Below are 10870 nucleotides of genomic sequence, written 5' to 3' on the forward strand. Positions count from 1 at the left end.
CTTGAACTTGGTGTCGTATTTGGACATGAAAAACCCCCAGAGGTTGGATCGATGTCCAACTTCTGGGGGTCAGTTCATCGGGTCGCCTTTTTTTAAGGCGCATCGATACAAACGGCGCCGTTGGGCGGCTGTGATAAAATTTCCGCTTTCCCGTCATCCGTGAATGCGAGAAGCCTCCATGCCGAAGTTTGCCCAGCGCATGAGCCGCGCCAAGCCCAGCGCAATCCTTGCCATTGCCGAGCAGGCCCGCCAGCTCAAGGCGGACGGTCGCGACATCATCAGCTTTTCCATTGGTGTACCCAATTTCCTGCCGGGGCCGCACGTCTATGAGGCCGCGCACAAGGCCATCGACAACGACTCCGGGCAGTACGGCTCCAACCGCGGCGATACCGCGCTGATCGACGCCTTCCTCGGCCACATGGAGCGCCTGGGCCTTTCCGGCTACACGCGCGAAAACGTGAATATCGCTGTCGGCGCCAAGCACATTCTCTACAACCTGGTCGAGGCGCTGATGGACGAGGGCGACGAGATCGCCTTTCCGACGCCGTACTGGACCAGCTACGTCGACATCGCCGAGATGCTCGGCATGCGCATCAAGCTGCTGCCGTGTCCGCCCGAGCAGGACTACAAGCTGACGCCGCAGCAGCTGGACGAAGCACTGGCCAGCAAGCCGAAGATTTTCCTGTTCAACAATCCGTCCAATCCGACCGGCATGGTCTACACCAAGGACGAGATTGCCGCGCTGGCCGACGTGCTGGCCAAGCATCCGGATACCTGGATCGTCACCGACGACATCTACAACCAGATGATCTTCGACGGCGTGGGCTACCACAATTTCGTGCAGGCCCGCCCAGAGCTGGCCGAGCGCCTGATCTTCATCGACTCGCTGTCCAAGACCTATGGCATGCCGAGCTGGCGTGTGGGTTTGATGGCCGGTCCCAAGGACGTGGCGCATGCCTGCCTGGTGCTCAATTCCAACCACATCACCTCGATTCCCGAGGTGGCGTCAGCGGCCGGCGCCGCGGCGCTGTCCGGCCCGCAGGATGTGCCGCAGGCCAAGTGTGCCGAGCTTGCGCAAAAGCGTGAAGTGGTACTGGATGCGCTGGCTGCGATTGATGGGGTTACTTGCCCGCGTCCCAGCGGCGCCTTCTATGCGTTCCCGGATATTTCCTGCGCCTTTGGCAAGTCGCACAACGGCCGCAAGATCGAGAATGACCTCGACCTTTGCGCCGCCCTGCTGGACACCAAGGATGTGGCCTGCGTACCAGGTTCGGCCTTCGGTGAGCCGCGCGCCATCCGTATTTCCTATACCTGCCCGACCGAGCAGCTCAAGCCCGGTCTGGAGCGTATCCAGGCATTTTTCGCCGAGTTGAGCTGATAAGCCAAGGGCATCGGCAACCGCGGATGGCGGCGCGCTGTCATCTGATGCCGAGGCCTCGTTCTCCATCCCCATTCCCATCCCAAGGAGTCACGCCATGAAAGCCCCTGTTCGTGTTGCCGTCACCGGCGCCGCTGGCCAGATCGGTTACGCCCTGCTGTTCCGCATCGCCTCCGGCGACATGCTCGGCAAGGACCAGCCGGTCATCCTGCACCTTCTGGAAATCACCCCGGCTCTGGACGCGCTCAAGGGCGTGGTGATGGAGCTCAACGACTGCGCCTTCCCGCTGGTGCAGGACATCGTTGCCACCGATGATCTGAACGTGGCCTTCAAGGATGTGGACTTCGCGCTGCTGGTCGGGGCCCGTCCGCGCGGCGCCGGCATGGAGCGCAAGGACCTGCTGGAAGCCAATGGCGCCATCTTTGGCCCGCAGGGCAAGGCCATCAATGATCACGCCAAGCGTGACGTGAAGGTGCTGGTGGTCGGTAACCCGGCCAACACCAATGCCCTGATCGCCCAGCAGAACGCGCCGGACCTGGATCCCAAGTGCTTCACCGCCATGGTGCGCCTGGACCACAACCGCGCCATGAGCCAGCTGGCCGAGAAGACCGGCAAGCACTCGACCGACATCAAGCACATGACCATCTGGGGCAACCACAGCTCCACGCAGTATCCGGACCTGCACCACGTCACCGTGGACGGCAAGAAGGCGCTGGATCTGGTCGATCAGTCCTGGTACGAGAGCGATTTCATCCCGACCGTGCAGCAGCGCGGTGCGGCCATCATCAAGGCGCGTGGCGCCTCGTCGGCCGCCTCGGCCGCCTCGGCCGCCATCGACCACATGCGTTCCTGGGCGCTGGGCACCGCCGAGGGCGAGTGGGTGTCGATGGGCATTCCGGCCGACGGTTCCTACGGCATCGAGCCGGGCGTGATCTACGGCTACCCGGTTACCTGCAAGGATGGCAAGTACACCATCGTGCAGAATCTGGACGTGAACACCTTCTCGCGTGAGCGCATGGACGCCACCGACAAGGAGCTGCGTGAAGAGCGCAGTGCCGTGGAGCATCTGTTCGCCAAGTAAGGCTGGCGCAACACTGGCTTCAAGCGAAAAGGGCGGCCCGTCGGGCCGCCCTTTTTGTGTCAGCAGGCGGGCTTGGCGCCGGGGCTGTCGCTTTGGCCCATGCTTTCCAGCGAGGCCCGCACGTAGAGAAGAAGCGGCTGGTCCACTGCCGAGCCGCTGCGAAGGTCCGGTTCGGCGGCATAGGCCTCACGGATGCGGGCATGGGTGGCCGGGTCATGCCCGGCATAGGCGGTAAACAGCGCCATCCAGCGGCGCGCGAGTTGTTGCACGGTTGGATCACTAGCTGGCAGACCAGCGTCGCGAGCCTTGAGCAGAGCCGAGATAAGTGGTGGCCAGGCGTACATTTGCTTGCCGTAGTGCTCGCGCATACGCGCCATCTCGTGTTCGTCCAGATAGCGCGAAAAGATATTCAGCCGCGCCGCCACCACGGCGTTCTCGATGAAGCGTTCCAGAGCAGGTGTGATGCCGTTGCGTCGACGCGCCTGCGGCTCGCGTTGATTGATGGCATGCAGGCGCATCAGAAAGTCCGGGTTGTTGCCGGTGCCCAGGCTGGCCTGACGCATCCAGCGAAGCGCCAGTGCATTCGCTTGGGCGTCTCCGGGATGTAGACCCTGTTCCATGGCCGTTTGTACCTCGGCTATCAGCGCGTCCCAGCCGCTCTTGATCCGCGGATCGGTATGCACGGGCAGGGCATCGAGTTCTTCGGATGAAAAATAGTTCTCATACATAGTCATCAACTCCAGCGTGTCCAGCCAGAAAGCTGGGTCAGGGTGCTGTCCGTTCGCGATATGCTCGCGCAGGTGGCATAGCTGCCGGTGCAGGCGGCGGTCGCGCTGCATACTCGCTTCCAGCGCCTGTATCTGACGCTCGATAACCGCGCCGGGCGAAGTCCGTGGATCGGACAGGGTGATGCCGATATCGGTCAGCGACAGGCCCAGCCGACGCAGTGCGACGATGCGGTACAGTCGCGTCACGTCGCCGGGGGTATAAAGCCGATAGCCGGCGTCCGAGCGCGCCGAGGGCTCGAGCAGGCCAATGCGGTGGTAGTGGTGCAGGGTGCGCACGGTCAGGCCGCTGCGCCGGGCCAGTTCACCTACTTTCAGTTGCATCGCCAACCTCTCGATCGATTCGGACGGGATCACGCTACGGCCTGACGTTGCGTCAGGGTCAAGCACGATCTGCCGACATGCTGAGCGCCGTGAAGGATGGCATGGCCGCCATGGTGCGCCATAGCCCAGCTGTAGCAGACCATGTGGCTTTTGCACGATCATCGCCGCCCGATAAAAGCGTATGCTCGCCGCAGGGGCATGCCGACCCTGACACCTCACGCAACCCTGGGAGAAATGCATATGAAACGCTGGTTACTTTGTCTTCCCGCCCTGATGGCGCTTGTTGCCCTGCCGGCGCTGGCCTCGCTGCCCGATGGCGCCAAGGCGCCCATGTTCACGACCCAGGCTTCACTGGGTGGCAAGGTGTTTTCCTATTCGCTGGCCAACGCGCTCAAGAAAGGGCCGGTGGTGCTGTACTTCTATCCGGCCGCCTTCACCAAGGGCTGCACCATCGAGGCCCATGACTTCGCCGCGGCCACCAGCAAGTACAAGGCGCTGGGGGCGACGGTGATCGGTGTCTCGGCCGACAAGATCGGCACGTTGAAGAAATTCTCCGTCAGCGAGTGCCGCAGCAAGTTTGCCGTGGCCTCCGATGCCGATCAGCACATCATGAAGTCCTACGATGCGGTGCTGCCAGGGCACGACCAGTACGCCAACCGGACCTCGTACGTGATCGCGCCCAACGGCAAGGTGATCTACAGCTACACCAACCTCAATCCAGCCAAGCACGTCGCCAATACCCTGGCAGCGCTCAAGCGCTGGAAGGCGGCTCAGCACTAAAAACGTCTTCAAGTTGTTGCCAAGAAGCCCGGTTCGCCGGGCTTCTTGCGTTAAACGTGACGCATACCGTGGCATGGCTTGTTGTGATCCGATTCACGGTTCAGCCTGAAGTTATGCATTAACTAAAAAAGCTATGTTATTGTCTTGCGGTACTAATTGTTGCAGGACAGGAACATGAACCGTCGGGGGTTTCTCGGGTTGCTGGGTGCGATATCGCTGTTGCCATGCTCGGCGAGCATGGCTGCGGAGCTATCCACCTCCAGACGCCTGAAGGCCTACCGCGTCAGCAAGCAGGCCGATGCCACCAGCCTGGTGCTGGATCTGTTCGGCGATGTGTCCTATCAGGTGTTCACGCTGGACAATCCGCCGCGCGTGGTGATTGATCTGGATGGCGTGGTGCCGCACCTGCCGGTCGAGCACATGGATTTTTCCGGCACGCCGATTGCGGGCATCCGCCATGGCCGTCACGGCAATGGCATGCGGCTGGTGCTGGATATGCGCAAGGCGGTGACGCCGCAGTCGTTCCTGCTCGATGGCGCGCACGCCGGTCAACGTCAGCTGGTGATCAACCTGCCGCATACGCCGGCGGCGGCGATTCCGGCCAGCCAGGTGGCATCGACGCCGGTGCAAACCCACCACGACGCGTCGTCCGGCGGTGATTTCCATCGATCCGGGTCACGGCGGCAAGGATCCTGGCGCGGTCAGTGCCGGCGATCAGTACGAGAAGTATGTGGCCTTCACCATCGCGCACAAGCTGTACGGCCTGCTCGACGCCATGCCGCAGTTCCAGCCGGTGATGACGCGCGACGACGACACTTTCATTGCCCTGCGCGAACGCGTGCTGCTGGCGCACCAGAACAAGGCGGACATGTTCGTGTCCATTCACGCTGACGCCGCGCCCAATCGCAGCGCCCGCGGCGCCTCGGTCTATGTGCTGTCCGAGCATGGTGCCAGTTCGGCGATGGCGCGATTCCTGGCCGAGAGCGAGAACAGCGCCGACCGCTACGATTCGCTGCGCGACAGTGCGCTGTACTCGCACGACAAGCGCCTGTCCGAGGTGCTGGTGGACATGTCCATGCGCACCACCAAGCGCTACAGCCAGGACCTGGGCAAGCTGCTGCTGTCCGATCTCAAGCGCACCTCGCGCATCCACCAGCACCGTGTCGACCACGCCGCCTTCGCCGTGCTCAAGTCGCCGGACATTCCGTCGGTACTGGTCGAAACCGGTTTCATGAGCAATCGCGACGATTGCCGTCTGCTGCACACCGATCACCACCAGCAGGCGCTGGCCGAATCGCTGACCAGCGGCATCAAGCAGTATTTCGACAAGTATCCGCTGGCCTATCGCGCCGCGTAATCGGCCGGCCGCAGTGCATCTGCGTCAGCTCACGTGCTGGCGCAGGCGTGAAACCTCGTCGTGCCGGAAGCAGGTTTGCAGGTGATCGTTGATCATGCCGGTGGCCTGCATCCAGGCATATACGATCACCGGGCCAACGAAGCGAAAGCCGCGCTTTTTCAGGGTGCGTGAAAGCTGCTCGGAGGCCGGTGACTGCGTCGGCGTCTGCGACGGATCGGTCAGTGGCGAGCGTTCGCGCACGCGCATGGCGTGACGCCAGCAGAAGGTGGCAAAATCCTCGCCGTCGGCCTGCATGGCCAGATACGCGCGCGCATTGCCGATGGTGGCCTCGATCTTCGAGCGTGAGCGGATGATGCCGGGATTGGCCAGCAGGCGCTGCACGTCGCGCTCGTCAAATTGCGCCACGCGCACCGGCTCGAAACCGGCGAAGGCGTCGCGAAAGGCTTCGCGCTTTTTCAGCACCGTCAGCCATGACAGCCCAGCCTGAAAGCCGTCCAGCATCAGCTTTTCCCATAGCGCGCGGCTGTCGCGTACCGGCACGCCCCATTCGGTGTCGTGATAGTCGCGCAGCAGCGGGTCGCTCTGCGCCCACGGACAACGATGCAGGCGGCTGGTGTCGGACTCAGTGCTCACGGCGCAGCAGGGCCAGGTAGTGGGAGATGCCTCCATCTTCGCCGGGTACCGGCTCCAGTTCCATGACCACGCTCAAGTCACCGGACATGGCGGTATGCACCGTGACATCGATGTGCAGCACCTGGCCGGCTTCGTGCGTGTCGCCGTCGGAAGCTTCGTCCGGCACCTGCACGAAGCGCGAAAACAGGTGGCCGATCACCTCGTGCTCGTCCAGCCCGGTCAGCCGGGTGAAGGCGGCATTGACGAAGGAAATGGGCATGTCCGGCCATATCGCGCCCGGCGCGGCCTCGACGATCAGCACCGCATCCTGCAGGCGCGACAGCGAGGCGCGCAGCACGCCGGCATCGTTCTGGTGGTGCTTGCGTTCCATCACCTCGATCAGCACGCGCAGTGCCCGCGCCGATTCCAGATGCTGGCGATCCCAGGGCCGCGAGCGGCCGCGAACTTCTTCCTGCCAGGCATCGAAGCTCTTGCGCGGCGACAGGCGGGCGCCGGGAATTTCCTGCAATTTGGAAAGGTGCGGGTTGCCACCCCAGCGCACGTCGCGGATCTGCTCGCGGCGAGTCCACAGCAGGGCGGCGTGGCTGTCACTGCGCAGCGGCATGAAGATGATGCCGGCGGCCAGTTCGGTGACATCGGCCAGTTCCGGCAGTCGCTCACCCAGGGCGTCGGTGTGCAGCACGCCGGCGATGTCGGAGCTGACGTCGGCCCGCGAGCGCTCGATCGCATCGCGGATGCGCAGCAGTTGCTCGTGATCGGGCGTGCGGCCGTGGCTGACCACGTGGTCGCCGTCATAGATGGCCACGCCATCGGCATCGACCGCATCCAGCAGCTCCGGCGCCGAAGCCATCAGCAGATCGGCGCTGATGCGGTCGCTCTCGCTGAAGGCGGTGATCAGTTTTTCGCGCACGGTGAGCAGGGCACTTTCCAGCGTTACCTTGTTGCGCTCTTCCAGCGCGCCGATGCGCAGTGCCAGGCTGCGTGCCACCGCGTCGGCGGCCTCGCGCATGGTGTGGTCGGCAAACAGTGGCATGTAGTGATGACAGGCGATCAGGCCCCACAGCTTGTCGTTGACCACGATGGAAGCGACCAGCGTGGCGCTGACGCCCATGTTGCCCAAGTATTCCAGATGCACGCGCGAGACGCTGCGCAACGAGACGTCGCTCAAGTCGGTGGCGGCATTGGTTTCCGGGTCGGTGGGCGGCATCAGGGGCGAAGGCGTGTACTGCACATCGCTGATCTGACGCACCCGGTTGCGCACATACAGCGCGCGCGCCTGGGCGGGAATGTCGGTGGCCGGATAGTGCAGGCCCAAAAACGGTTCCAGACGATCGGCATGCGCCTCGGCGATCACTTCGCCATTCCAGTCCGAGTCGAAACGGTAGATCATCACGCGGTCGTAACCGAGCAGCTGGCGGATGCCCTTGGCCGCGCGCGCGGCGGCGTGCTCGATACTGGCGTCCTGCTCGATCTTGCGCAGCAGCGGATAGGCATTGCGCGGCCCGTCATCGCGCCCGGGATGCGCGTTGGGCTCGATCTCGATCAGCCAGCGCGTGTCGTAAAGATGCAGCGCCGCGCACCACGGCGAGCGCACGGTCTGGCTGCGTGTGGGCAAACTGACCGGTATGAACGGCAGATGCAGCGGGCGCTCGCTGTCGTCATCCAGCGCCAGCGTATCGGGCAACGTCAGCACGCTGTCCAGCGGCTGGCCCAGCAGCTCGGTCGGTTCGCGCTCGAGTATCGGTTTGGCGGTGCCGCTGACCTGCAGGATGCGCCGGTCGCTCGCGTCGACCACCAGCAACACGCCATGTGGCTGTACCGCACCCGGAATGTGGATCGGCTCGCGCTCGCACGAGCTCAGGTCGGGGGCGTTGGAAAGCGGGTCAGCCATGGGCCTGCCAATGTCTAAACTGGTAATGGAATGCCGCAAACATGGCGTGTGCGCCTTCAATGGCGCGCGCGCGCTGTTGCGGGGCGGTCAATTGTGCATCCAGCACACGTCGGAAGGCGGGCCAGCGGGCCGGCTCGTCTTCGCCCAGTGTGTAGAAGCGAAAATCATCGGAGTGTCCGCCCAACAGTGCGGCCAGTTGCCTGCTCAGCAGGCGCGCACCCAGGGTGGAACCTTCCACCACGTATAGCATGCCCCAGCAAGCGTCGGCATCGTGTGTGGGAAGCCTCGGCACCAGCGGCGCCATGTCCGGCCTGTCGCCCAGATCGGCGGCCAGCGCCGGCAAGCGCGAGCGGTAATGCCAGCCGGCGGCGGGCACGTCATCGTCCAGCCAGCGGCGGGCGGCCTGCTCGAAGTGAAGGAAGATCGGCCACTGCGCGCGCAGCAGCGCGTGATAGCCGGCGCGATCCAGCTGCCCTTCGCTCAGAGCCTGCATGGGCGGCGTGCGTTCGGCGTTCTGGTGGGCCTCGCGTGTGGCCACGCGCAGCGCCAGGGCGGCGCTGTCTCCGGTGTCGGTGGACTTGGGTGTTTCGGCGGTGGCAGGCACCGCGCTCAGAATATCTGCATGGCTTTCAGGCCCATCACCACCAGTGCGGCGAGGACGGCCACAAAGACGATGGTTCGGGCCCGGCGCACCACCGAGCGGCGCTTGTCGGCCGGGCTGACCACGCCCTGTTCGCGAAGGCGCATCGCCTCCAGGATTTCAGCGTGGCGCGTGGCCGGCTCGATGCCGATTTCCTTCAGCAGCTTGCGCGCCGGGGTCAGGTCGGCGGCCTTGACCACCTCCACCACCGGCCAGTCGCTGCGGCTGTCCCAGGCCGCGTTGTAGCTGAAACGGTTGTAGCTCTGGCGCCGGTAGACGGCACGGTTGGCCACCGAGGTTTCGATGCCGTGCTCGTTCATCAACGCGACCACGCGGTCGATGTTGGCGTGACGGGGAGAGGTGTAGATCTGACGCATGCTGACTAGCTTACCTCAGTCGCCTTGCTCATCGCGCAGCCGCACCAGCCCCTCCTGCGCGGTGGACGCCACCAGGCGGCCGTCGCGCGAATAGATGGTGCCGCGGGCCAGGCCGCGGGCGCCCTGGGCGGTGGGGCTGTCGAAGGTGTACAGCAGCCAGTCGTCGATGCGGAACGGGCGATGGAACCACATGGCGTGATCCAGGCTGGCCATCTGCACGTTCTGGCTGAGGTAGGAAATGCCGTGCGGCAGGGTGATGGTGCCGATCAGGTGAAAATCCGAGGCATAGGCCAGCAGCGCGCGCTGCAGCACCGGCGAGTTGGGCACCGGCGCGCGCAGGCGCAGCCAGATGTGCTGATAGGGCGGGCGCTTGGTCGGGTTCAGCTCATCGCGCGGCCAGACCTGGCGAAACTCGAACGGACTGTCGTGGCCGAGCCAGCGCTGCAGCTTGATCGGCAGCTTGGCCAGTTCCTCGTCGGGCATGTGCGGTTGCGGCTCGATGTCTTCCGGCGCCGGCACCTCGGGCATGCTCGACTGGTGCTCGAAGCCGTCTTCCTCGATCTGGAACGACACCGCGCAGTTGAGAATCGGCTGGCCGTGCTGGATGGCCACCACGCGGCGCGAGGAGAAGCTGCGCCCGTCGCGCGCGCGCTCCACCGAGTACACGATGGGCGCGTCGATGTCGCCGGCACGCAGGAAGTAGCCGTGCAGCGAATGCGCCTGGCGATCGGATGGCACGGTCTGCTGCGCCGCCGACAGGGCCTGGCCCAGCACCTGGCCGCCGAACACGTAGCGGGTGCCGATGTCGCGGCTCTGGCCGCGGAACAGGTTGTCTTCCAGGCGCTCGAGTCCGAGCAATTCCACCAGCTCGGCGACGTGGTCTTCGCTCATCGCTTCCATCCAGATAATCGGTCAACCAGTATAGCCGGTGAGGTGACGAAAATCAGGGCGTTAGCGCAGGTTTAGTGCTGTTTGAGGGCTTCCATTAAGGAATGCCAGCCATGCCAGCAGAGGGCGACTTCCGGGTGTCTTGAGAGCTCACTCGGGCAAGCGTGCCAGCGGGCAGCCTGCCAGCACTTCGGGCCAGGGAAATCGCGGGCCAGGATCGCGCTTGCGGCGCACCTGCACGTGGGGATTGTCGCTGGCCGGCACGGATTGGGTATCCAGGTCCTCGTGCCCGGCGATGTTCGTCAGCGTCGGGTGTTCGGCTTTCAGGTACACCAGCAATGCACGCAGCGCATCGAGCTGGGCGTCGGTGTAGGTCTCATCCATGGCCTGGTGGTCGGCGGCCAGCCAGTGCGGGTAACGCCCGGTATTGACCAGCTCAATGCCGATGGCGCGTGCGTTGTAGCCGCGCACGTGGTGCGCGATGCGCGTATCGGGCACGTAGCGCACGGTGCGGCCGTCGCGGTCGATGTAGTAATGGCCGCTGTTGCCGGTGCCGCTGTCATACAGCACTTGCTCGCCGTAACGCCGGGCCTCGGCCAGATCGGGCAGCTCGGTGCAGTGGATCACCACCAGATCGATGTCGGCACTGGTGCGCGTATCGAGCCGGTCGGCATACGGCAGTGGCTGTTCGTGGATGGAGAAATCGCCCATGACCGCGAGTGTGGCACGAGCCGGC

General features: G+C 64.4%; 12 protein-coding genes. 4 read left to right on the forward strand and 8 right to left on the reverse strand.

Annotated elements, in window-relative coordinates:
- Positions 1 to 178: 178 nt before the first annotated feature.
- The gene (locus HBF24_RS00005; protein WP_167167093.1) at positions 179 to 1378 is read left to right on the forward strand and encodes an aminotransferase class I/II-fold pyridoxal phosphate-dependent enzyme; all 1200 of its coding nucleotides are present in this window, start codon (positions 179 to 181) and stop codon (positions 1376 to 1378) included.
- Between the two features lie 97 nt (positions 1379 to 1475).
- Positions 1476 to 2459 carry a malate dehydrogenase gene (locus HBF24_RS00010; RefSeq protein ID WP_167167095.1) on the forward strand — a complete coding sequence of 328 codons (984 nt, stop codon included), beginning with the start codon at positions 1476 to 1478 and terminating at the stop codon, positions 2457 to 2459.
- 59 nt (positions 2460 to 2518) lie between these two features.
- Here HBF24_RS00010 and HBF24_RS00015 read toward each other — a convergent pair whose 3' ends face one another.
- Entirely contained in the window at positions 2519 to 3568 is a 1050-nt protein-coding gene (locus tag HBF24_RS00015; protein ID WP_167167098.1) for a MerR family transcriptional regulator, read from the reverse strand.
- A 240-nt stretch (positions 3569 to 3808) separates the two neighbouring features.
- On the opposite strand from HBF24_RS00015, the gene HBF24_RS00020 reads away from it, so the two are divergent.
- Positions 3809 to 4348 (forward strand): peroxiredoxin, encoded by a 540-nt coding sequence (locus HBF24_RS00020; RefSeq protein WP_167167101.1) that lies wholly within the window; start codon positions 3809 to 3811, stop codon positions 4346 to 4348.
- Positions 4349 to 4597: 249 nt separating this feature from the next.
- Here HBF24_RS00020 and HBF24_RS00025 read toward each other — a convergent pair whose 3' ends face one another.
- On the reverse strand, positions 4598 to 5014 hold the full coding sequence (locus tag HBF24_RS00025; RefSeq protein ID WP_167167088.1) for a hypothetical protein: 417 nt from the start codon (positions 5012 to 5014) through the stop codon (positions 4598 to 4600).
- Here HBF24_RS00025 and HBF24_RS00030 point away from each other — a divergent pair.
- The gene (locus HBF24_RS00030; RefSeq protein ID WP_167167103.1) at positions 5004 to 5705 is read left to right on the forward strand and encodes an N-acetylmuramoyl-L-alanine amidase; all 702 of its coding nucleotides are present in this window, start codon (positions 5004 to 5006) and stop codon (positions 5703 to 5705) included. The genes HBF24_RS00025 and HBF24_RS00030 overlap by 11 nt on opposite strands.
- 24 nt (positions 5706 to 5729) lie before the next feature.
- On the opposite strand, the gene HBF24_RS00035 is transcribed toward HBF24_RS00030, so the two are convergent.
- The 6 genes from HBF24_RS00035 to HBF24_RS00060 all read right to left on the reverse strand — a co-directional run bounded on the left by HBF24_RS00035 (position 5730) and on the right by HBF24_RS00060 (position 10845).
- Positions 5730 to 6338 carry a DNA-3-methyladenine glycosylase I gene (locus HBF24_RS00035; RefSeq protein WP_343162674.1) on the reverse strand — a complete coding sequence of 203 codons (609 nt, stop codon included), beginning with the start codon at positions 6336 to 6338 and terminating at the stop codon, positions 5730 to 5732.
- On the reverse strand, positions 6328 to 8229 hold the full coding sequence (locus tag HBF24_RS00040) for a GAF domain-containing protein (protein WP_167167109.1): 1902 nt from the start codon (positions 8227 to 8229) through the stop codon (positions 6328 to 6330). The genes HBF24_RS00035 and HBF24_RS00040 overlap by 11 nt, the downstream gene beginning before the upstream one ends.
- Positions 8222 to 8833 carry a biliverdin-producing heme oxygenase gene (locus tag HBF24_RS00045; protein WP_167167112.1) on the reverse strand — a complete coding sequence of 204 codons (612 nt, stop codon included), beginning with the start codon at positions 8831 to 8833 and terminating at the stop codon, positions 8222 to 8224. Before HBF24_RS00045 ends, HBF24_RS00040 begins: the two co-directional genes overlap by 8 nt.
- A 5-nt stretch (positions 8834 to 8838) precedes the next feature.
- Positions 8839 to 9246 carry a hypothetical protein gene (locus tag HBF24_RS00050; protein WP_167167115.1) on the reverse strand — a complete coding sequence of 136 codons (408 nt, stop codon included), beginning with the start codon at positions 9244 to 9246 and terminating at the stop codon, positions 8839 to 8841.
- A 15-nt stretch (positions 9247 to 9261) separates the two neighbouring features.
- The gene (gene tesB, locus HBF24_RS00055) at positions 9262 to 10146 is read right to left on the reverse strand and encodes an acyl-CoA thioesterase II (RefSeq protein WP_206064105.1); all 885 of its coding nucleotides are present in this window, start codon (positions 10144 to 10146) and stop codon (positions 9262 to 9264) included.
- A gap of 138 nt (positions 10147 to 10284) precedes the next feature.
- Positions 10285 to 10845: an N-acetylmuramoyl-L-alanine amidase gene (locus tag HBF24_RS00060; protein WP_167167121.1), complete on the reverse strand. Its 561-nt coding sequence runs from the start codon at positions 10843 to 10845 to the stop codon at positions 10285 to 10287.
- Between the last annotated feature and the right edge of the window lie 25 nt (positions 10846 to 10870).

It is taken from the genome of Oleiagrimonas sp. C23AA, from assembly GCF_011759385.1.
GTDB lineage: Bacteria > Pseudomonadota > Gammaproteobacteria > Xanthomonadales > Rhodanobacteraceae > Oleiagrimonas.

Bases quoted from the DNA above. Each gene is read 5' to 3' on its own strand.
- HBF24_RS00005 (WP_167167093.1), top strand. From the start codon at position 179: ATGCCGAAGTTTGCCCAGCGCATGAGCCGCGCCAAGCCCAGCGCAATC.
- HBF24_RS00010 (WP_167167095.1), top strand. From the start codon at position 1,476: ATGAAAGCCCCTGTTCGTGTTGCCGTCACCGGCGCCGCTGGCCAGATC.
- HBF24_RS00015 (WP_167167098.1), bottom strand. From the start codon at position 3,568: ATGCAACTGAAAGTAGGTGAACTGGCCCGGCGCAGCGGCCTGACCGTG.
- HBF24_RS00020 (WP_167167101.1), top strand. From the start codon at position 3,809: ATGAAACGCTGGTTACTTTGTCTTCCCGCCCTGATGGCGCTTGTTGCC.
- HBF24_RS00025 (WP_167167088.1), bottom strand. From the start codon at position 5,014: ATGGAAATCACCGCCGGACGACGCGTCGTGGTGGGTTTGCACCGGCGT.
- HBF24_RS00040 (WP_167167109.1), bottom strand. From the start codon at position 8,229: ATGGCTGACCCGCTTTCCAACGCCCCCGACCTGAGCTCGTGCGAGCGC.
- HBF24_RS00050 (WP_167167115.1), bottom strand. From the start codon at position 9,246: ATGCGTCAGATCTACACCTCTCCCCGTCACGCCAACATCGACCGCGTG.
- tesB (WP_206064105.1), bottom strand. From the start codon at position 10,146: ATGGAAGCGATGAGCGAAGACCACGTCGCCGAGCTGGTGGAATTGCTC.
- HBF24_RS00060 (WP_167167121.1), bottom strand. From the start codon at position 10,845: ATGGGCGATTTCTCCATCCACGAACAGCCACTGCCGTATGCCGACCGG.